16 protein-coding genes and 1 pseudogene are annotated in these 21,667 nt (G+C 27.3%); 11 read left to right on the top strand and 6 right to left on the bottom strand.

Annotation, left to right across the window (positions count from 1 at the left end; genetic code table 11):
• Nucleotides 1–273: 273 nt before the first annotated feature.
• From QP548_RS07485 to QP548_RS07470, 4 genes and pseudogenes are all read left to right on the top strand, one after another.
• A pseudogene (locus QP548_RS07485) lies at nucleotides 274–1,647 on the top strand ([FeFe] hydrogenase, group A); the annotation flags it as partial.
• A gap of 416 nt (nucleotides 1,648–2,063) precedes the next feature.
• Nucleotides 2,064–3,497: an ABC transporter substrate-binding protein gene (locus tag QP548_RS07480; protein WP_061427255.1), complete on the top strand. Its 1,434-nt coding sequence runs from the start codon at nucleotides 2,064–2,066 to the stop codon at nucleotides 3,495–3,497.
• A gap of 462 nt (nucleotides 3,498–3,959) precedes the next feature.
• Nucleotides 3,960–4,202: a hypothetical protein gene (locus QP548_RS07475; RefSeq protein WP_061427259.1), complete on the top strand. Its 243-nt coding sequence runs from the start codon at nucleotides 3,960–3,962 to the stop codon at nucleotides 4,200–4,202.
• Nucleotide 4,203: 1 nt separating this feature from the next.
• Complete coding sequence (locus QP548_RS07470) at nucleotides 4,204–4,776, top strand: hypothetical protein (protein ID WP_061427261.1); 573 nt, start codon at nucleotides 4,204–4,206, stop codon at nucleotides 4,774–4,776.
• A gap of 252 nt (nucleotides 4,777–5,028) precedes the next feature.
• Here QP548_RS07470 and QP548_RS07465 read toward each other — a convergent pair whose 3' ends face one another.
• From QP548_RS07465 to QP548_RS07455, 3 genes are all read right to left on the bottom strand, one after another.
• Complete coding sequence (locus tag QP548_RS07465; RefSeq protein WP_061427263.1) at nucleotides 5,029–5,328, bottom strand: hypothetical protein; 300 nt, start codon at nucleotides 5,326–5,328, stop codon at nucleotides 5,029–5,031.
• Nucleotides 5,329–5,659: 331 nt separating this feature from the next.
• On the bottom strand, nucleotides 5,660–5,962 hold the full coding sequence (locus QP548_RS07460) for a hypothetical protein (protein ID WP_061427265.1): 303 nt from the start codon (nucleotides 5,960–5,962) through the stop codon (nucleotides 5,660–5,662).
• 25 nt (nucleotides 5,963–5,987) lie between these two features.
• Nucleotides 5,988–6,665 (bottom strand): hypothetical protein, encoded by a 678-nt coding sequence (locus tag QP548_RS07455; protein ID WP_061427267.1) that lies wholly within the window; start codon nucleotides 6,663–6,665, stop codon nucleotides 5,988–5,990.
• 404 nt (nucleotides 6,666–7,069) lie between these two features.
• Here QP548_RS07455 and QP548_RS07450 point away from each other — a divergent pair, with 404 nt between their 5' ends.
• The 3 genes from QP548_RS07450 to pulA all read left to right on the top strand — a co-directional run bounded on the left by QP548_RS07450 (nucleotide 7,070) and on the right by pulA (nucleotide 16,812).
• Nucleotides 7,070–7,564: a hypothetical protein gene (locus QP548_RS07450; RefSeq protein ID WP_061427269.1), complete on the top strand. Its 495-nt coding sequence runs from the start codon at nucleotides 7,070–7,072 to the stop codon at nucleotides 7,562–7,564.
• Nucleotides 7,565–7,582: 18 nt separating this feature from the next.
• Nucleotides 7,583–8,602: a radical SAM protein gene (locus tag QP548_RS07445; protein ID WP_061427271.1), complete on the top strand. Its 1,020-nt coding sequence runs from the start codon at nucleotides 7,583–7,585 to the stop codon at nucleotides 8,600–8,602.
• A 290-nt stretch (nucleotides 8,603–8,892) separates the two neighbouring features.
• A complete protein-coding gene (gene pulA / locus QP548_RS07440) occupies nucleotides 8,893–16,812 on the top strand; it encodes a type I pullulanase (RefSeq protein ID WP_061427273.1) in 7,920 nt (2,639 codons plus the stop codon).
• Nucleotides 16,813–17,010: 198 nt separating this feature from the next.
• Here pulA and QP548_RS07435 read toward each other — a convergent pair whose 3' ends face one another.
• The 3 genes from QP548_RS07435 to QP548_RS07425 all read right to left on the bottom strand — a co-directional run bounded on the left by QP548_RS07435 (nucleotide 17,011) and on the right by QP548_RS07425 (nucleotide 18,303).
• Entirely contained in the window at nucleotides 17,011–17,190 is a 180-nt protein-coding gene (locus QP548_RS07435; RefSeq protein WP_061427274.1) for a DUF6440 family protein, read from the bottom strand.
• Between the two features lie 56 nt (nucleotides 17,191–17,246).
• Nucleotides 17,247–17,846: a YdcF family protein gene (locus tag QP548_RS07430; protein WP_061427276.1), complete on the bottom strand. Its 600-nt coding sequence runs from the start codon at nucleotides 17,844–17,846 to the stop codon at nucleotides 17,247–17,249.
• A 157-nt stretch (nucleotides 17,847–18,003) separates the two neighbouring features.
• Nucleotides 18,004–18,303, bottom strand: coding sequence for a TIGR04104 family putative zinc finger protein (locus QP548_RS07425; protein ID WP_061427282.1), 300 nt, complete (start codon nucleotides 18,301–18,303; stop codon nucleotides 18,004–18,006).
• Between the two features lie 305 nt (nucleotides 18,304–18,608).
• Here QP548_RS07425 and QP548_RS07420 point away from each other — a divergent pair, with 305 nt between their 5' ends.
• From QP548_RS07420 to QP548_RS07405, 4 genes are all read left to right on the top strand, one after another.
• Nucleotides 18,609–18,932: a hypothetical protein gene (locus QP548_RS07420; protein WP_061427284.1), complete on the top strand. Its 324-nt coding sequence runs from the start codon at nucleotides 18,609–18,611 to the stop codon at nucleotides 18,930–18,932.
• 505 nt (nucleotides 18,933–19,437) lie between these two features.
• Nucleotides 19,438–20,040, top strand: coding sequence for an RNA polymerase sigma factor (locus tag QP548_RS07415; RefSeq protein ID WP_061427288.1), 603 nt, complete (start codon nucleotides 19,438–19,440; stop codon nucleotides 20,038–20,040).
• The gene (locus QP548_RS07410; protein WP_061427291.1) at nucleotides 20,015–20,797 is read left to right on the top strand and encodes a hypothetical protein; all 783 of its coding nucleotides are present in this window, start codon (nucleotides 20,015–20,017) and stop codon (nucleotides 20,795–20,797) included. Before QP548_RS07415 ends, QP548_RS07410 begins: the two co-directional genes overlap by 26 nt.
• Nucleotides 20,791–21,663 carry an ATP-binding cassette domain-containing protein gene (locus tag QP548_RS07405; RefSeq protein WP_061427293.1) on the top strand — a complete coding sequence of 291 codons (873 nt, stop codon included), beginning with the start codon at nucleotides 20,791–20,793 and terminating at the stop codon, nucleotides 21,661–21,663. Before QP548_RS07410 ends, QP548_RS07405 begins: the two co-directional genes overlap by 7 nt.
• The last annotated feature ends 4 nt before the right edge of the window (nucleotides 21,664–21,667 follow it).

The following is a 21,667-nucleotide window of genomic DNA, read 5'->3' as shown; positions in this document are numbered from 1 at the left end:
AGATTTTTTTAGTATAAGTAGGTGCTTAAATCTTAATAAAGTTATTGTATTAGGTAACATAGCTATAATAAATAGAAACTAGGAATCTATAAATTTATAGATAAAAGGTATAGAGAATTAAAAGTATATTAAAACAAAGTTTGTATTTTAAATAAAAAGTCAATAAATACATAGAAAATAAATAATAGTATTTAAATGCATTAATTGAAAAAATATGTATTAGAGGTTAACATTATATGGAATAAGAAAACAAAAGGTTAAGGGGGAGAATCAATGAGTAAACATTTATCTACTAATATACGTGTAGCCATTGAGAAGGATAATCCATCTATTTGCAGAGATGAAGAGAAATGTATAAAATGTGGTTTATGCAAAGATATATGCACAAATTATATAGGAGTAAATGGTCATTATTCTTTGGAAAAAACTAATGATACTGCTGTTTGTATTAATTGTGGTCAATGTGCAAATGTATGTCCTACATCTAGTATTACAGAGGTTTTTGATTATAAAAAAGTACAAGATGCAATAAGTGATAAAGATAAAATAGTCATAGTTTCTGCGTCGCCAGCTGTTAGAGTATCCTTAGGTGAAGAATTTAATATGAATGATGGAAGTTTTGTCCAAGGTAAAATGATAGCATTACTTCGTAAGTTAGGTTTTGATTATGTTCTTGATACTAATTTTGCTGCTGATATGACAATAGTTGAGGAAGCCAGTGAATTAGTAGAGCGTATAACTAAAAATAATAAACCGCTACCTCAATTTACTAGTTGCTGCCCTGCATGGATAAAATATGCTGAAACCTTTCATCCAGAAATCTTAGAGCATATTTCAACTTCAAAGAGTCCTATAGGTATGCAAGGGCCTACGATAAAGACTTATTTTGCAAAGAAGATGGGAATTGATCCTTCTAAGATTGTAAATGTAGCCTTAACGCCATGTACAGCTAAAAAGTTTGAAATCAAAAGAGAAGAGATGAATACATCAGGTAGATATTATGGCATAGAAGATATGCGTGATATGGACTATGTTATAACAACTAGGGAAGTAGCTATTTGGGCTAAAGAAAAAGGAATTGATTTTAATTCTTTAGAGGATAGTAATTTTGATAAATTAATGGGAGAAGCCTCAGGGGCTGGTGTTATATTTGCTAATACAGGTGGAGTTATGGAGGCTGCTTTAAGAACAGCATACAAATATATCACAAGAGAAGATCCGCCTAAAGACTTTTATGATTTAGAGTCTGTAAGAGGTATGGAAGGTGTTCGTGAAGCTAGTTTCAAAATAAATGACTTAGAAATAAACATAGCTGTTATTTATGGAACTGAAAATGCTTCAAAGTTTATTTCAAAGATGAAAAATGAAGATAAGAAATATCATTTTATTGAGGTTATGACTTGTCCAGGTGGATGCATAGGTGGAGGGGGTCAACCTAAAGATAAAAAATTTGATGGTGATAAACTTAGAGAAAAGCGTATAGATGGATTATATAAAAGAGACTCAAGCATGAAATTAAGAGTTAGTTATGAAAATGAAGAAATTAAAAAGTTATATGAGGAGTTTTATGGAAAACCTTTAAGCAATCTTGCTGAGAAAATGTTACATACAACTTATTTTGATAGAAGTAAAGATTTAGGAGGAGAAGATACCAGATAATAATTAAAAGATAATTGTAAAATTTTAAAGCAAAATATAAGTCTATGTGAATTACTTCCTTTAAAGTAGATAAGATAAAAAATTGTTGAAATCTATTTTAAAGGAAGCAATTTTTTAGATTTGAAATGATAAATATAGTAAATTTATTTTATTAAAACAATAGTTTCAAAACAGGAGAAAAGAATTTTAAAGGATAAATGTAAGTGATTTTATAGGATAAGTAAAATGGAAATATTTCTTTAAATGTATGTACAAATTATATAATTTATTAACAAATTATATAAAGTGTTCTTCATGTATTAAAATATTAGACTTAAATTATTGATATTAAATAGTTTAAATAGTAAAATTCTTATATAAAACGTTTTCGAAAGCGGATAAGATATTATTAGGAGGGGGACAATATGATAAAAAGAAAAAAAGTATTATCATTAATTTTAAGTGGTATTGTATGTTCATCTTTAATACTTACAGGCTGTGGAAATAGCAAAGAAAAGGAAAGTAAAGAAACTGTTAATTTGACTTGGTATGTTATAGGCGATGAGCCAGCTGACAATGAACTTGTAGAAGAGGAAGTAAATAAATATATAAAAGATAAAATAAATGCTACAGTAGATATAAAACATATACCTTTTGGTGACTATACTAAGAAGATGGGGGTTATTAGTAATTCAGGTGAGCCTTATGACCTAGCATTTACATGTTCTTGGGCATTCCCATATTTAGAATATGCTAGAAAAGGAGCCTTTTTAGAGTTAAATGATTTATTAGATACAGAAGGAGCACCACTAAAAAAAGAAATAAACAAAGAGTTATGGAAGGGTGCAGAGATAGATGGCAAAATATATGCTGTTCCAAATCAAAAAGAAATAGCATTAGCTCCAATGTGGGTATTTGATAAAGAACTTGTTGAAAAGTATAAGATTCCTTATGAAGATATACATTCAGTAAACGATTTAGAACCTTGGTTAAAATTAGTAAAAGAAAAAGAGCCAGATTTTATTCCATTTTATACCCAAGGTGATTCCATTCCATTGGAATTCGATGATATAGTAAATCCTTTAGGTATATTCTATAATGATAAAAGTTTAACTGTAACAAATAAATTTGAATCAAAAGAAATGAAAGATATGTTATTAAAATTAAGAGAATATTATGAAGCTGGATACATAAATCAGGATGCTGCTGTAAATAATATGAAACCAGAAGTGAAAAGATTTGTATGGAAAGCAGATGGACAACCATATGCTGAAAATGGATGGGGACAATCTTTAGGTAGAGAAGTAGTAACTTCATCAATAATACCTCCATATGTAACTAATAACTCAACAACTGGTGCAATGACTGCTATTTCATCTAATTCTAAACATCCTAAAAAAGCAATGGAGTTATTAACTTTAGTAAATACTGATCCAACTTTAAGAAACTTATTGATGTTTGGAATAGAGGGAAAACATTATGAAAAAATTAATGACAAACAAATAAAGAAATTTGATAATAAGAAATATGACGCTGTTAGCTGGGCATATGGAAATTTATTTGGCACTTATGTTTTAGAAAATGATCCTGTAGATAAGTGGGATGCTTTTGAAAAGTTCAATAATTCAGCTAAGGTTTCTCCAATATTAGGATTTAAATTTAATACTGAAAATGTTTCAAATCAAATTTCTTCTATAAACAATGTGTTACAAGAATTTGAAAAAGCATTATATACTGGCTCTATAGATCCTGAAGTTGGATTAAATGATTTAAACAAAAAATTAAATGATTCAGGTATAAATGAAGTTAAAGCTGAAATACAAAAACAATTAAATGAGTGGAAATCAAAAAATAATTAGTATTATTAATAAATAGAGGGTAAGTGAAAACTTACCCTTTTTTATATTTAAAATATAAAAGGTAATATATAGAAACAATTTGTTTAGATAAATTTAAATCATACTTTAGATTATTTATGAGATAATTATGTATAATAGGTATTTTTAAGGAGGTGTTTTAGGTGGAATATAAAATAAGTATAGATAGAAAGGATTTAAAAAAGTGCAAATTTCTAAAAAAGCAATTTGGAAAATTAATGGTTGAAAATAGAGGGGAAAGGTATGAGAAAAAGATAGAAAGATATTTTGAAATGCCACTAATATTAATTTTAACCTCTTATTTAGTATTAGCTATAACTAATAAGGAGATATTTTCTATTAAATTTTTGTATATGATTTTATTTATAAGCTCTTTATTTTATTTTTTATTTGTACTTTTTTTTTATAGGAATTAAGTTAGTAAATTATTTGGTAAACCATTATATGTATGTAAAAGCTTATTCATATTTAATAGGTGACTTTAACATAGCTATTAATGAAAAAGAATTTATAATGGAATCTAAAAATAAAGTTTTAAAAGTAAATAAAAAAGGAGCTACTATAAAGCTTTTAGATGACCATTTAATAATAATTGATAAAAATAAATTTTTAATTATGTTGCCAATAAATAAACTTGAAAATTTTGAGGAATTTAAAAAACATATAGTTAAAAAGGGGAAAAATTAATATGTATAAATTAGAATATAGTAAAAAGTTTATTCATGGTAAAATTAGACCTAAAAAAGGCATTAAACTTAATCTTAATAAAGATCTTTTTGATGGAACGAAACTATTAGTAATTTTTATACTTATTTGTTCTTCTATCTATATTACTATAGATTTCAGTAATACTTTTAAGAGTTTATATATAGAAAAATTTGGAATATATAATATAAAATTTTATTGGGTAATTTTATATTATGTTGTTAGTATTTTTGTTATTTTTTATAATTTAAATATTATATTTAGGTCCGTAATAATAGATAGATATTTAATAGATACTATGAGTTGTTTTGGAGTGGGAAAGCCTTTTGCAGGCTATTTGCTTGAAATTAATAACCCAGAGTTTATAGGCCTTAAAACAGATAATATAGAAAAGAGAATTTATTATAAAGATATAAGTGATATAGTTGAAAAGAAACAGTATATTAAAATTAAGTATAATAAAAGGAATTCAATAATTATTTTTAAAAATAAAAATGAATATAATAAAGAAATAGCAAAAAAATTATTTGAAAATTGTAAGAAAGAATCTAAGTAGATAGTATTTAAAAATACTTATAAATGAAAAATATAGTTTTAGAAACATTATTTATAATAGACATAGAATATAAAAAAACTGATATAATGAAAAGGTTTATAAGAGTAGGAAGAGTGATAAATTAAATATAAAAGAGGTTGTCCAAAACTAAAAAACTAATAAATCATTGCTTAATTTAAGCACTTAAGTATTAAATTACATGTTTTATTTTAAAGTTTTAGACAACCTCTTTATCTATTTAATAGGCTTATGTTATTTATGATGTTTTGGTGAAATTTCAACTGTTATGCTAATACCAATGCCCGCTATTATTCCAGTTAATATGTAATAAGTTAAGTCATTCATTGGTATTACATATAAACCAAGCAACCCTATTATAAGTAAAAGTAAAAACATACATACCACAAAAAATAGTGGTTTAAATTTAGGTGTTGTAGGAATAATTTTTGATATTTTATCTGATAATTTTAAACTTTTATTTATAGGTATAAAAATAAAAGTTGCAATTGCCAATGAAAAAATCATTGGAATAAAACTCATTAAAGCTTTCATCTTAAGTTCCTCCTTTATTAAAAACTTAGTTAATTTTATATTAGTATTTTAAGAAGGCCTTATAATTCTTACCTTCATAATAATCACCTCGATTTTTCTTTAAATATAAGTAAGAATATACTTCTTAACAATATAAATTATACATTATTTAAGATAAAAGAGTTTATATTATAAGGAGTTAATATAGAACTTTTTTGAAAATTAGAAGTATTTTAGGGATTTTAAATCATAGAAAGTTAATTAAAGGAAAAAATAAAGAACCAGTTATTAAGCAGTAACAACTGGTTCTTATGAAATGTATAAAGTTAAAAATAATTAAGATTATAAAAAATTAATTATTATTGCTATTTTCTAATTGTTTAATAGACTCCTTAGTTTTATTTAATGAGTCATTTAGATTACTTAATTGTTTTTCTAAATCGTCCTTTTCAGCCTTAGCTTTAGATAATTCCTCTTCTTTGTGAGTTAAATCTTCTTTTGAATTGTTAATTGTAGTAACTAATTCACTATGATAATTATTTATATCTGAATCAAATTTGGGTATAGAACCAATTGAAAAGGATATAAAAAATATCAATATTCCTAAAAACAATTTTAATGAAGATTTTAATATTTTTTTAAGTTTGTTTTTCATAAATCAGAATCCTTTCATATTTATATTAATAACATTTTGAACAAGGGGAATATCCCATAGATTGAGCTTCTGATAATGAAATATAACTTGTTCTAGCTGGATTAGTTTTACCACAGTTATTTATACGATGATATTTCTTACCAGTTGCAGTTATGTACACCATGTCACCAACTGGTTTAGAAGATTGGTGGCTATTGCTATTAGAACTATGAGGTGAGTTTGAATTATTAATATTATTGCTATCAGAGTTTTCATTAGAATTATTTTGAGAACTTTGTTTATTACTTTCAGATTCTTTTTGAGATACTATATTAGCCTTTTCCTGTTTTTCAATTTTAGCTTGTCTTTGTTTTTCAGCTTCTTCTTCTTCTTTCTTTTTCTCAGCTTCAGCATTTTCTTCAGCTTCTTCTATTTTCTTTTTCTCTATTTTATCTGTTGTATCTTTTAAGAGTTCTTCTTGTTTTTGCTTTTCATTGTTAAGTTTATTAATTTCATCTTGTAAATTACCTATGTCTTTGTTTAAGTTAGAGAGCTCTTCTTGAGAACTATCTACTTTAGCTAATATTGTTGATTTTTCAACTTTTAATTTATCAATCTCTTCTGGAGTTGGATTATTATACAAACTAAATCCAGCAATAATACCAATTAAAGCTACTATAACAAAAGCTTTTCTTTTCTTTAAAAACGATGTGAATTTATCCATTTTGTCCTCCTTACATTTATGTCCATTAACTAATATAACATAAATTTAGAATAATATGTATATAATATTTCTAAAATTTTAATATGAAAGAATAATTTGCAATTGAATTTTTGCTTTATTGTGTTTTTATTACATTTTTAATAAAACTATACATTTAAAATTTGTATAGTTATTATGCAAAGTTTATATTTATTTTTTTAAAGAATATAAATTTTTTAGTTAAGTGAAGTATTTAGTTTATTGAATATAATAATTTCTTTATAGTAATTTAAAATTAGTTAATAGTATTTGGTTAATATGGTGTTATTTTAAATTTTAGTAATTAAACTGTAATTATTATTTTATAATAAGATATTATAATTACAATAATACTAATTAGATTTATGATTTAGGAGGGAAGCAAAATGAGAAATAAGAGTTCAAGCAAAGTATTAAAGAATATAGGTATAATAGTTATGTTTTTTATATGCAGTTTATCTTTTATAGGATGCAGTAAAAATAATGAGGATAACTTAAAAATTACTGAGGCTGATAGTGAAGTGATTAGAGAATATATAGACAATAAGACCGCAAATAAAATTACAGTAAATGAGGGAGAAATATATAGTGCTTTTAAGATTTTAGGAACAAGTAAAGATGAGATATACCTTTGGGTTTTAAAGGAAAATAGTTCAGGTAGTGGATCCTCCCTTCCAGTACTTCTTAAGGCAAATAGAGTAAAAGGAGAATTAAGCATAACAAATTTTAGAATTCCTAATGATGGGGATGCGTATGTAGATGATGTAAATGAAATGTTTCCTAGATATGTGAGGAAACAAATATATACAGATATTAATACTCATAATGATATGATAAACGAACTAAAAAAACAAATAAATTCATTGAAAAATAAAAGATAAGATTTAAGGGGGATAGAGATGCTATTTAAGAATATTACAATTGCCTTAGATATGTCAGGATGTCCTAATAGATGCAAACATTGCTGGATAGGACATTTTAAGAATGGAAATATGTCCATAGAGGATTTAAAATATGTAGCCAATTCTTTTAAAGATTATGCTAATTCTTTAGAAGTTTATAGTTGGTTTAGAGAGCCAGATTTTAATGCAGATTATAAAAAGCTTTGGGAAATAGATAATGAACTAAGCAAGAATACTAAACCTAAAAGATTTGAGTTATTAAGCTTTTGGAGAATAAATAGAGATGAAGAATACGTTAAGTGGGCATATAATATTGGGGTTAGAAGATGCCAATTAACTTTCTTTGGTCTTGAGGAAAAAACAGATTATTATGTTGGAAGAAAGGGAGCATTTAATGAGCTTATAAATGCCACTAGAATACTACTAGAGAATAAAATTGCTCCAAGGTGGCAAATATTTGTTAATAAAGATAATATTAGTGAAATAGAAAAATTAATAGATTTAAGCAAAGAGATGAATTTAGAAGAAAGATGTAAGGTGTTTGGAGAGGAGTTTGAACTTTTTATTCATCAAGGAAGTTGCGATGGTGAAAATGAAAAGCTATATGATATAAGAATAACCTTAGATGATTTAGTAAATATACCTAAAGAATTTCATCACCGTTTAGGAAAGAGGGAAAAAGATTTATATGGTGAACTTATTAATGACTCTTCAACCAAAAATCTTGTTACAGACTTTCCAGTTTTTTATATAACTTCTCAGTTTGATGTTTATCCAAACTATACTTCAATAGCTCCGTGGTGGTATTTAGGAAATATAAAAAGAGATGGGGTTAAAAAGGTTTTAGATAACTATATAAATAATAGATCTTTAGGACAGAAGAGTAGCTTAGAAGTTCCTATTAAGGAAATAGTTAAAGTCTGTGGAGATCAAAATAGCAATAGATTATTTGATAGAGATGACTATATTATTTATATAATAAACAAATATTGTAGAAATAATATAAAATTTTTATAGAGTTAAGTTTTAGAGACATAATTAGATATTATTTAAAATGGTAGGTTATTTAAAGTTTAAAATAACTTACAATAAGAGGATTGAACTTTGTGATATTAAAAATATAGTAGAGCAATTAAAAGGTGATGCTTATTATTAGTATCCCTTTTTATATTTTCATTAAAATTAACCTAGATAAATTATGTTTTTGTATGATGTTACAAAATTTCTAAAAATATTGAAAACGTTATGATTAAAGTGTTAATATTAAAATATATTATTAAAATTTAAATAAGAAAGGGGTTTATAAAGTGAATAGCAGTAAAAAGATTAAGTCTATTTCTATGCTAGTTTTATTTACATTCTTGTTTAGCTTTTTACCTCATATGCCAGTAATGGCTGAAGTAGAAAATAATAATACTAAAGTAAATGAAAAGACTTTAGTTAAGAATGAGAGTGAAGCTTTTGCTGTAGTTGTGGGAGATTTTTTACAAGTTAATGGTAACGGTTCCGATTGGGATCCAAGAAATATGAATGGAGTGCTGAAAAAGTATAAAAATGGTTTATATGAAGGTGCTTTAAAGTTAAAGGCAGGAAATTATAATTATAAAGTTGCCATGAATGGAACTTGGGATGAGAGCTATGGTAATAATGGTCAAAACATAGCTTTGAATTTATCAAAAGATTCAGAGGTAATATTTAGATTGGATTATAAAAATAAAAAGGTATATGATTCAATAAATAATCCTGATCAATTTAAAACTAAGGCTATTTTAGCAGGTAATATAAAGGATATAATTGATGGGGCTTCTGATTGGAATCCTGGTAACGATACCGAGAAACTTGATTATATAGGTGGAGGTATGTATAAAAAGACTTTCCCTATAAAAGAGAGTGCACAAGGAAAAGATATAAGTTTAGAATACAAAGTTTCATATAATGGAGAGTGGAATAATGGTGAAGTAGCAGAAAATGCTAAGGTAGTAATTCCAAAGGGTACTAAAAACATAACTATTCTAAGCAATTATTTAGATAATTATGTTAAGGATTCAATAAATAATCCAAGTCTTTCTAATACAGTTTCATTAATAGGAACAGTTAGAGAAGGAAATGGAGATTGGGATGTAAATAACAAAAATTTTGAAATGCATAATCTTGATGAAAATAGGGTTTTATATTCTAAGGTAATGAAAAAAGGAACTTATGAGTATAAAGGTCTTGCAAATCATTCTTGGGATAATGGAGGAATACCATCTCAAGGAAATGTTACTTTAAATGTATCAGAGGACAGAAATGTTATCTTTGTAGCAGATTTAAAAAATAATAAAATATATGATTCAATAAATAACACCAAAGAAATAAATGAAGCATTAGGAATAAAGGGTGATGAAAATACAGATGAAGATAATAATGGTGGAAATCAAGGAGAAAGTGAAAACAAGCCAGATTCAGTAAAAAGTCCTGTAGTAAATGAGGATGGAACAGTAACTTTTAGTGCTAAGTTTAATGGGGATAGCTTGTATCTTATAGGATCTATGGTATCTTGGGATACAAGTAAGCAAATTGAAATGAAAAAGGGAGAAGATGGGGTATTTAAAGTAACAATACCTTTAACTGGTGGAGTTTATGAATATAAGTTTAAACCTAATAAGGATAATTGGGATAATTCATTTACAGACCCATCTAATAAGGTCATGGCTAATGGAAATTCAGTATTAAATATGCCAGGCTTAGAAATAGGAGTAGAATCAAGTGTTGAGGCAGGTAGCAATACAAAGCTAGTTGCATATATCTATGATACTGAAGGCAATAAAAAAGAAACTAATGTTAATTGGTCTTTAGAGGAACCAGTAAGTGGAGTATCAATTGAAGAAAATACTTTAAAAGTTTCTAAGGATGTAGATTCAAGTAAGAAAATAAAGATTAAAGCTACTGATGGAAAATACGCATCTAGTAAAGAAATTACTATTTTATCTCAAATGTATACCTATACAATAAATTATTATAGATTTGATGGTAATTATGATAACTGGAATTTATGGTTATGGCAAACAGGTGGAGAAGGAAAAGGTTACGATTTTAATAAAAAAGATGAAGCTGAAAAAGGCTTTACAAGAGCGGTCTATAAATTCCCATCTGATAAATTAAACTTCCTTATTAGAAAAGGAAATTGGGAAGATAAAGATGTTGGACATGATAGAACCATAGAAGTTAAGAATGGAAATAATGTAGAGGTATGGTTAATACAAGGGGATGAAAATATTTATTATGATAAGAAGGATGTAGATACCTCACCTAAATTAGTATCTGCCTTAATGGATAGTAAAATAGACCTTTTAGTTACTTCTGCTGGGAATATAGAGGATTCAGAATTAGATTCTTTCAAATTAATTGATAAGACTGATAATAAGGAAATTAAAACAAGTGCAATTAAAGTATCTGATAATAAAGTTAAATTAACTTTAAAGAAAGGATTCTTTAGTACTCCAGAAATTGATCCAAGCCATGATTATGAAGTTAGCAGTAATAACTTTAGAGCAACTAAGGTTACTATGAGAAAGATCTTAGATGATCCAGAATATTTCTATAATGGAGATGACTTAGGGGTAACTTACAAAAAAGATTCTTCAACATTTAAATTATGGGCACCAACAGCTAAGGAAGTTAGCTTAATATTATATGATAATGAGGGAACTTATGATGAAAATGGAAAAGTAACAGATAATACTGGTGGAAGAGAAATTTCTATGAAGAAGGAGGATAAAGGAGTTTGGAGCCTAAAAGTAGATGAAAACTTAGAAGGTAAGTACTATATGTACAAAGTAAGCTTTTCAGATGGAAAAACAAATTATGCTATAGATCCATATGCAAAGGCAGTTTCAGCTAATGGCCAAAGAGGGGCCATAATTGATTTTTCATCTACAAATCCATCAGAATGGGGAAGTGTAAAGAAACCTCCTATGTTAAATCCTACAGATTCAATTTTATACGAAATGCATGTTAGAGATTTTTCAATATTTAAAGATTCAGGAATAAATAATAAAGGTAAATTTGAAGGTATAGCAGAAGAAGGAACAAAGGTTCTAGGAACTGATGTTAAAACAGGAATAGATCATTTAAAAGAGTTAGGGATAACAACAGTTCATTTATTACCATCTTTTGATTATGCTTCAGTTAATGAAGTAAGCAATAAACCTCAATTTAACTGGGGATATGATCCTCAAAATTATAATTCCTTAGAGGGATCATATTCAACAAATGCTGAAGATCCAAAATCAAGAGTAAGAGAATTTAAAGATATGGTACAAGCTCTTCATAAAAATGGAATAAGAGTAGTTATGGATGTAGTTTATAATCATACTTATGGAATAGGGCAAAATTCACCTTTTGATCCAGTTGTACCAGGATATTTTTATAGAACTAATGATGAAGGTAAATACACTAATGGATCAGGATGTGGTAATGAAGTTGCAACAGAAAGACCTATGGTTAGAAAATATATAAAAGATTCTGTTAAGTATTTAGCTAAAGAATATGACGTTGATGGATTTAGATTCGATTTAATGGGATTAATAGATACAAAAACTATGAGTGAACTAACAACTGAGTTAAGAAATGAAATTGATCCAAGTTTAATAATATATGGTGAACCATGGCAAGCTGGAGGAAGTGCACTTCCACAAGAACAGCAAACTTTAAAGGGAAGCCAAAAAGGTAAGGGTTTTGCCGTATTTAATGATAATTTTAGAGGAGCTATAAAAGGTGATAGTGATGGAGCAGGACAAGGCTTTGCTACTGGAGCTAGTGGTAAAGAAGGAGCTATAGTAACTGGGGTTAAAGGATCAGTTGATGATTTTACTGATAGTCCAAGTGAAACAATAAACTATGTAACTGCTCATGATAATTTAAATCTTTGGGATAAGATTATAAAGTCAGCAGGCAAGGAAAAGGCAGCAGGTTTCTTAGAAATGAGAGATGGAGCTTTAACAGGAGAAGATGCTAATAAATATTCTTCAGTTCAAGAGGCAGTTGAAAAGAAAGCTAAACCATATAGTGTAATAACAGAGACTAATCCTTTAGATAATGAATATGTAAGAAGAAGTATATTAACAACTGCTATTACAATGACTTCACAAGGAATTCCATTCTTCCAAGCTGGAGATGAATTCTTAAGAAGTAAATATGGAGATCACAATAGCTATAAGAGTCCAGATGCTATAAATCAAATAAACTGGCAAAATAAAGAAAAGTTTAGTGGAGTATTTGATTATTATCAAGGATTAATAGCTTTAAGAAAATCACATCCAGCCTTTAGAATGGATAAAAAGGCTGCTATTGAAAGTAATTTAGTAGTAACTAAATCTAATGATAATATAGTTGTATTTCAACTTAAAAACTTTGCTAATGGAGATTCATGGAAGAACATAGTGGTAGCTTATAATGGAAATAATGCTGAGAAGGAAATTTCTCTTCCACATGAAGGTGATTGGAATGTGGTAGTAAATGAACACAAGGCCGGAACAAGTGTCTTAGAATCTCTTAAGGTGGTAAATTCAGTAAAGGTTGCACCTTTATCAGCTAAGGTTCTTTATGATGAAAGTGTAGAGGGAGAAGCACAAACTCCAACATCTATAGATGTTACTCCTTCAAGCCTAAAACTAGATATAGGAGCTTCAAGTTTCTTAAAGGCAGTACTTAAAGACCAAAATGGAAGAATAATTCCTAATGCAGAAATAAAATGGAATGTTTCAGATGACTCAGTAATAAAGGTTGATTCAAATAATGGAAAAGTAACTGCTTTAAAAGAAGGAAAGTCAATTATAACTTTAAGCTCTGGAAGTTTAACTAAGGACGTAGAAGTAGAGGTTGTTCATCTTGTTCCAAGCTCTTTAGAATTAGATGGTCCAAATCAAGTTTATACAGGGAAGGATATTCAACTTAATGGAATTGTTAAGGATCAATTTGGACAAGTAATCTCAGGTGCAAATATAGAGTGGTCCTCTTCAGATGAAAGCATAGCTAAAGTATCAACTCTAGGAGTGGTTCAAGGAATTAGTGAAGGTAAGGTTAAAATAACAGCTAAGATTGGAAATGCTAAGGCTACTAAGGAAATAGAAGTTAAAAAATATACTAAGAAGTATATAGAATTCACTTATATTAGAGATGATAAAAACTATGATGGATGGAATATTTGGACTTGGCAAACAGGAGTAAATGATGGTCAACAAAACTTTACTCAAATAAAAGATGGAAAAGCAATATCTAAGTTTGAAATAGCACCAGATGTAACTCAGGTTGGATTTGTTTTAAGAAAGGGTACTGGTTGGGATGAAAAAGATCCATATGAATCAGACAGATATATACAAATAGATCCATCAATGAATGTAACAAAGGTAACTGTTAAGAGTGGAGTGGGAGAGTTCTTCCAAGTTCCAGCTATAAAAAATGCTGAAATACAAGAAGGAAATATTAACTTTAAATATAGAGATGAAGCTTTATATGAAGAGAGTAATCAATCTTCCATAGACAAGGTTCAAGTTAAGGTTACTTCACTAGGAATATTGTTTAAGGATACAAAGACTTATGACATGGAGTATGATTCACAAAATGAGTTCTTTGCATATTCATTAAAGGATATAAAACCTGGAACTTATGAATATAGTTTCTTAGTTACTAAGGATGGTAAAACAGTTGAAACTGAAAAACAAAGAATAAAATATTCTCCATTAAAAATAAATGGAGAGGTTACTTTCAAAAATAATCAGGTTAACTATGATGAAAATGCCCTTGTAAATCTTAAATTAAGTGGAAGTGATGCTAAAAAAGAAAATATAAAAGAAGTTTATATGGACCTTACAAATGTAGGTGGCCCTAATAAGGTATTAATGGATTTAAATTTATTAAAGGATAATTCATTAAGTCAAAGCATTGGAATAAATGATAATGTAGTAGCTGGAGAAAAAGAAATACCAGTTACAATAGTTGATAAAAATGGTGAAAATCATAAGGCATTAGGAAATTTAACTGTTAAATCAAAGGTAGGTGTTGGACCTTTAGATTTTGGTTTTGATGAATCTAGAATTTACTTTACAGTAACAGACAGATTCTTTAATGGAGATAAGAATAATGATGATCCTCATGGAAACAACTATGATAAGAAGAATCAATATACTTATCATGGAGGAGATTTAAAAGGATTAACAGATAAGATTCCATATTTAAAAGAACTTGGAATAAACACAATTTGGATAACTCCTATTGTTGAGAATACTGATTTTAATCAAATGTTTTCTCAAGGAAAAACTCAATACTCATATCATGGTTACTGGGCTAAGGATTTTGAAAAATTAGATCCACATTTAGGAACAATGGATGACTTAAAAACATTAATAGACACAGCACATGATAGTGGAATAAAAATAATGGTTGATGTTGTTTTAAATCATGCTGGCTATGGAATGAAAAATAAAGAGGATAATAGTGGAGCTAATAACTATCCAACAGAGGAAGATAGAGTTAAGTTTAAAGGCATGTTTAGAGAAAATCCAGGAAATGATTTTATAACTCAAGAGTCAGCAGGACTTCCAGATTTTAAAACAGAGGATCCAGAAGTAAGAGAAAAATTAATAGAATGGCAAACAGGATGGATTGAAAGGTCAAAGACTGAAAAAGGAAATACTATTGATTATTTTAGAGTTGATACAGTTAAGCATGTTGATAATACAACTTGGAAGGCATTTAAAAATAAATTAACAGAAATAAACCCAAGCTTTAAAACTATTGGTGAATATTTTGGAGCTGATATAAATAACGATGGAGGACAACTTCAAAATGGTCAAATGGATGCTTTATTAGACTTTGGTTATAAAGGAAAAGCAAGAGATTTTGTAAATGGAAATATTGAGGGAACTTCAGCTTATTTAGATGATAGAGCAAGTAAAATAAGCAATACCAATTTAATGGGACAATTCTTAAGTAGTCATGATGAAGATGGATTCCTAAAGACTGTGGGAGATGACTTAGGCAAACAAATGCTTGCTGCTTCTCTTCAAATAACAGATAAGGGTATCCCTGTTATATACTATGGAGAAGAACTTGGAATGTCAGGATGGAATGGCTTTGAACAAGGAGATCAAAATAGATATGATATGGATTTTGAAAGATTAAATGATCCTAAGTATAAAAAGGTTCATGATCATTATGAAAAACTTCTTAATATAAGAAAAGAATACTCTAAGGTATTTTCAAAGGGAAATAGAAAAACTATTGCAGGAAACAATGAAGAAGGATATTCAGTAGTATTAAGAAGCTATAATGGAAAAGAAATTACGCCTATGAATCTAAGTGAAAATAATGAAGAGAAAAATATTACAAATGGACAAAACCTATTTGTTGTATTAAACACTAAAAATCAAGATAAAGATATAAGTTTTAAAACAAATTTCAAAGAAGGAGATAAGGTTAAAGACTTATATAGTGGAAATGAATATTCAATAGGCAAAGATGGAAAGGTAACTGTAAAAGCCCCTTCAAAAGAAGAAGGAGGAACTGCCATCTTAGCTCGTAAAAATGATAGTTTATCACCTTCAATTATAAATAATGCTCCAGAAATAAATGCTAAAGATGTTACATTAACAGTCGGGGATAAGTTTGATCCAATGGATGGTGTAACAGCTACGGATAAGGAAGATGGAGATATAACAAAGGATATTAAGGTTATAGAAAATAATGTGGACACAGAAAAGGTTGGAGATTATAAAGTAATTTACAAAGTAACAGATAGTGAAGGTGCATCAAAAACTAAGGAAATCAATGTTAAGGTAAATGAAAAAGAAGCCACTCCTCCAGAAGAAATTAAGGTAACTGGCGTCAAATTAAATAAGAAAGATTTAAACCTTAAAAAAGGTGAAAAATACACTTTAAAGGCTGAAATAAGTCCAAAAGATGCAACAAACAAGGATGTTACTTGGACAACAAATAATCCAAAGGTTGTATCAGTTGATGAGAATGGAAATATAGAGGCCAAGTCATCAGGAGAAGCTGAAATAACAGTAACAACTAAGGATGGTGGCTTTAAAGCTACATGTAAAGTTAAGGTTAAACACTTTGGTTTCTTACCTAATACTGGCTCAGTGGGCGGAAGAATAGTTATTGTAATAATAGGGGTTATAGCTATTGGAATAGGTATAGCAATGATTTTTTACAAAAGAAAAGTAATTAGAAGAAAATAGATAGGATAACTAATCATTATGAATTAATCTTAAATTCTTCGCTTTAAAGGAAAATTAATAAAAATATCATTAATTAAATAGTAAAATCAATGAAAAAGAGATATCATATATTTTGATATCTCTTTTTATACTCTATATTTTAAGTGAATATTAATTTTAAGTGGTTTTCATATAGTATTATTTAAAGAATTAATCTCATTATTTTTCCACAACTACATTTCCTTTAGAATCTAGTAAAGGGGTTAAACCACAACCATCTGGTCCTTGAGCTAAAAGATAATTTACTCCAGTTTTTTTATCTACTAAGACAATTATTGTTCCAAAACCTAAGTTTTCTATAAACTTATTTTCAAATCTCTTTTCTTTTTTAGAAAACATATAAAAACTCCTTTTAATATATTTAAATTAATAAGCTTAAAAATAAGGCATTAATTTTATACATCTTTATTTAAATGTTTTATATATTCTTCAAAATAAGACCCACATTTTCTTAGCTCACCAAGAACTCTATTTATGCCGTAATCAGATTTATACCAGTTATCCTTAGAAATTCCTTGAGTTTCTACTGGAACAACATAAAATTGTGTATTAGGATATGCTAAAGAGTAATTAATTAAAGCCCTTCTGGCATGAAAGGCTTGGCAACATAATATAGCACTTTTAACTTCTATATTTAAATCATCTGTAACTTTCCTTGAGAAAAAGGCGTTTTCAGAGGTATTAGTTGATTTATTTTCAACTAAAATAGATTCTAATGGAACATCATTTCTAAATAAAACTTCCTTACAGAATTCCCAATCAGATTCATATTTACCAGCATACTTTTTATTTATTATTTTTTCATTTGGGAATTTTTCTAGTTTACAAGAAAACTTGCCTGAAGGAAGTACATATTTTGCTAATCTTTGTTTATATAATAAACTAGCCTTTTCGCTTACCTCATATTTGGATGAACCTGGTATAAAGATTAAGTCACAAGGCTTTGGTTCATCACAAACAAAAATAAATTTAGTTATATCATCTAGTATTCTCATTTCATAACCTCTCTAAATTTATAGCCTTAATTTTAAAACTTATGTAATTTAATATAAAAATTATATGTTTAGTTTATAAAGTATAATTAGTTTATTATTTTAAAAATTAGCTTATTGTTACAATATATAAAATTTTATATATTGAAATTAGTTTTAATTAAAGTTTTATATACTTCTCATTATCATTATTTTCTTTTAGTCTAATCATAAATGGAGATAAGGGAACAATAATAATTAGATAAATAATGTAATAAAAAATATCAAAAGAAAATAGATAGCCTTCTATAAAATAAGGGAATAAAGCTAATAAGGCAATGAATACTTTAGAATTTTTTGTAACCTTGTATTGAGTATTACAATTTTTACATTTGATATACCCACAACCAGCAAATCCCCATAATGCAAGCATTAAATCCATATATGGAAAGTTTTCTTTACAATTAGGACAAACTTTCATAAGAGCATCTCCTTAAGTAGTTTATATTAATTAAAGTATCTTAATTTGACATTATTGATTACTTTATTGTCTTTAACTTTAGTTTTATATGATATTTATGTAATATATACCATATATTATAAATACATTATACACTGTTTTTTAATTAATTGATAAAATTTAAAGAAATTTAAGTGAATATTTATGGTATTAATTAAAAGTATAGGTTAATATTTGAATAGATTATAAATGAACTTCATAATTGTTTTAATAAATTCAGGATATTATAAAAGTATAGAAAAAAATTATTAAAGGAGGAAACAAGTATGGCGCTTGGATATTTATTAATATTATTTGTATTTATATTAGTAGTAAGTATATTAGGAATTTCTTTGCTTTTTTTCTTGAAAAACAGAAAACTAAAAAATGTAGTATTTTATTTTTTAGTTATATGGTCAATTTTTATAGCGTACCTTAATGCAACAGGTTTACCAACAAATTATATAGTGCAACAAATTATAGCTTGGTTATTTGGAGCTATATCAATAATTGCAATTATTATTAAAGTTAAAAAAACAGGGGAAACAAATATTCCATATATACTTGTAACAATTTCAGTTTTACTTGGAATATTTATGATGTTTTTTTAATTAGTTGACTATATTTATAGTTAAGGGATAAAAATCTCTTAAAAGAGATAATAAATTAAAATTTATTAGAATAATGGGTTTGTATCAAAATAACTTTTTATAAAACTTATAAACATTATGAAGAGAATATCTAGATGAGCTTTAGAATTTAAATTATTACGCAGAAGATATTACGTTAAAAAACTGAGACTGTTCGAAGCGTAGCAAGTTTCGAAGTTTTAGTAATATCTTTGGAGTAATAATTATTCAAATGACTCCAATGTAACTAAAGTTCCATTGGATAAGTTCAAGTTTCCAAATTAAAATTTGGACTTTCACTTAAAATCTAGTAATTCTCGGAATATGTTTGTAAGTTTTATTTGTTATATTTTAATATATGATTTAGAAAAATTTTTTATAAAATTTTTCTAAAAAAGTAAAACTATTTCCTTATCTATTACGAATAAATAAGTGTAAAGATATTCAAGAGAAAATTATATATAATTTTTGGTTATTAAAGTTTAGGATGAATTTTACTGAAGATGGTGGGGTGAGACGGATTAATGAAAAGAAATTAATAACCCTTATAAAAAAGAATAATGATAAAAAAGCAGCTGGAGAGATTGTTAAGTTTTATTATAAGGAGATATTTGCTTATGTTTTTAGACAAACATCTAATGAGGAGTTATCTAAGGATTTAACTCAAGAAATATTTATTTCTATGCTTAAATCCTTAGGGGGATTTGACGATGAAAAAGCTTCCTTTAGGACATGGCTTTATAAAATAGCCAGTAACAAGATAATCGATAACTACAGGTCTACATACTATAAATATGTTACTGTTGTAGATGAATTTGAGGAAGGATTAGTAGGCTATGAAAATGATTTGGAAGAATCATTTCAGCTTAAGGAGGATGCTAAGGAGATATTAGAGATTATTAATACTTTAAATACAAGCATTCAGCAAATTTTAAGACTAAAGATATTTGGAGGAATGACATTTTTAGAGATTGCTTCTCTAATTGATATGTCAGAGTCTACAGTTAAAACTAAATATTATTCAAGTATTAAAAAGATAAAGAAGATATTGGAGGTGAAGAAGAATGAACAGAGAAAAAGAGGAGTTTAATATTGAGAATATGGATTTAGAAATAGAAGTTCCAGAATTAAATTTAGGGGAATTAGATGAAATACTTAATGAGGGGGTTAAACCTAAATTAACATTTTTCCCTTACTTAAGAAATGCCTTTAAAGATTTAGGCTTTAATAATATATTTCATGATAAAACTGAACTAGTAATTATATTGCTATCTGGAATGTTTGTATTATTTTTTTCAATGACCAGTTTAAATAGTAGAGAGGTAGGAAGTTTATATAAATTTATATTTATATCTTCACCAATACTTTATCTTAGTGTGATTTTATTTTCATTTTATAACTCAAAAACAAAGGGTGTCTTTCAGTTAGAAATGACTTGCAAATATAATTTGTATCAACTTTCAGCTTTAAGAATGTTTATATTTAGCATTGGAAGCATTTTAATAAACACAGTTATTATAGTTTTTATGAGTATATTAAATAAAGATTTAAATGCCTTAAGGCTAATAATATTGTCAGTTACAGGTTTATTTCTATTTTCAACAGTCTTTATATATGCACTAATGAGGTTTAAAAGTGTATTTTCAAAGGCATTTATTATAGTAGGGTGGATTTTAGGAAACTTACTTTTAAGCTTAGGAAATGAGGAGTATTATTTAGATTTTTTAATGGAAGTTCCAATATATGTTCACATAGTAATTTCAATTGTATGTATATTTCTATATGTGAAGAATTTGAAGGAATTAATAGATTATAGGTATAAAAAAAGGAGAGAAATTTTATGTTAGTTGTTAATAATGTAAGTAAAAAATATGGGAGTTTTTGTGCACTTAAGGATATAAATTTAGAGTTTAATAATGGGGTATATGCACTTTTAGCTCCTAATGGGGCTGGAAAGACAACTTTAATTAAACTATTAACCACATTAATTTTTCCAACTAGTGGAGAAATACTTTATAAGGGCACAGATATAGTTTCATTAGACGGAGAGTATAGGGATATTATAGGTTATTTGCCTCAGGACTTTGGATATTATAGAAATTATACACCAAGAAAGTTTTTGCTATATTTAGCAGCTTTAAAGGGAATAAAAAAGGAGGATGCAGTAGAAAAAGTAAAAGAGGTATTAAAAGTTGTTTCTTTAGAAAATGTTGAGAATAAAAAGATGAAGGGTTTTTCAGGAGGAATGATTCAAAGGGTTGGAATAGCTCAAGCCTTATTAAATGATCCTAAGATACTAATTTTAGATGAGCCAACAGCAGGTTTAGATCCTAAGGAAAGAGTTAGGTTTAGAAATTTACTAAGTGATTTATCAAGAGATAGAATAGTAATAATCTCAACTCATATAGTTTCAGATATTGAGTTTATTTCTAATGAGGTAATTATGATTAAGGATCATAAGATTTTATATAAGGATTCCATAGAAAATATATGTGGCACTTTAGATGGTATGGTTTATGAAACCTCAATAACCTTTGAGGAGAGCAAAGAGTTTAGGAAGAAATATATTTTATTATCAGAAAAGCAGGATGGTGGAATAATGAAAGCTAGGTTCATAAGTCATGGTAATAATGATGAAAAATGGATTAAGGTTAATCCTAATATAGAGGATGTATTTCTTTATCAATATAGAGATGAGGAGTTGGAAGGGTAATCTT

The organism is Clostridium sp. UMB9555A (genome assembly GCF_030222355.1).
GTDB classification, from domain to species: Bacteria; Bacillota; Clostridia; order Clostridiales; family Clostridiaceae; genus Sarcina; species Sarcina perfringens.
This window is presented reverse-complemented; position numbering and strand designations above follow the sequence as displayed.

Bases quoted from the DNA above. Each gene is read 5' to 3' on its own strand.
- QP548_RS07480 (WP_061427255.1), top strand. From the start codon at position 2,064: ATGATAAAAAGAAAAAAAGTATTATCATTAATTTTAAGTGGTATTGTA.
- QP548_RS07475 (WP_061427259.1), top strand. From the start codon at position 3,960: ATGTATGTAAAAGCTTATTCATATTTAATAGGTGACTTTAACATAGCT.
- QP548_RS07470 (WP_061427261.1), top strand. From the start codon at position 4,204: ATGTATAAATTAGAATATAGTAAAAAGTTTATTCATGGTAAAATTAGA.
- QP548_RS07465 (WP_061427263.1), bottom strand. From the start codon at position 5,328: ATGAAAGCTTTAATGAGTTTTATTCCAATGATTTTTTCATTGGCAATT.
- QP548_RS07460 (WP_061427265.1), bottom strand. From the start codon at position 5,962: ATGAAAAACAAACTTAAAAAAATATTAAAATCTTCATTAAAATTGTTT.
- QP548_RS07455 (WP_061427267.1), bottom strand. From the start codon at position 6,665: ATGGATAAATTCACATCGTTTTTAAAGAAAAGAAAAGCTTTTGTTATA.
- QP548_RS07450 (WP_061427269.1), top strand. From the start codon at position 7,070: ATGAGAAATAAGAGTTCAAGCAAAGTATTAAAGAATATAGGTATAATA.
- QP548_RS07445 (WP_061427271.1), top strand. From the start codon at position 7,583: ATGCTATTTAAGAATATTACAATTGCCTTAGATATGTCAGGATGTCCT.
- QP548_RS07435 (WP_061427274.1), bottom strand. From the start codon at position 17,190: ATGTTTTCTAAAAAAGAAAAGAGATTTGAAAATAAGTTTATAGAAAAC.
- QP548_RS07430 (WP_061427276.1), bottom strand. From the start codon at position 17,846: ATGAGAATACTAGATGATATAACTAAATTTATTTTTGTTTGTGATGAA.
- QP548_RS07425 (WP_061427282.1), bottom strand. From the start codon at position 18,303: ATGAAAGTTTGTCCTAATTGTAAAGAAAACTTTCCATATATGGATTTA.
- QP548_RS07420 (WP_061427284.1), top strand. From the start codon at position 18,609: ATGGCGCTTGGATATTTATTAATATTATTTGTATTTATATTAGTAGTA.
- QP548_RS07415 (WP_061427288.1), top strand. From the start codon at position 19,438: ATGAATTTTACTGAAGATGGTGGGGTGAGACGGATTAATGAAAAGAAA.
- QP548_RS07410 (WP_061427291.1), top strand. From the start codon at position 20,015: ATGAACAGAGAAAAAGAGGAGTTTAATATTGAGAATATGGATTTAGAA.
- QP548_RS07405 (WP_061427293.1), top strand. From the start codon at position 20,791: ATGTTAGTTGTTAATAATGTAAGTAAAAAATATGGGAGTTTTTGTGCA.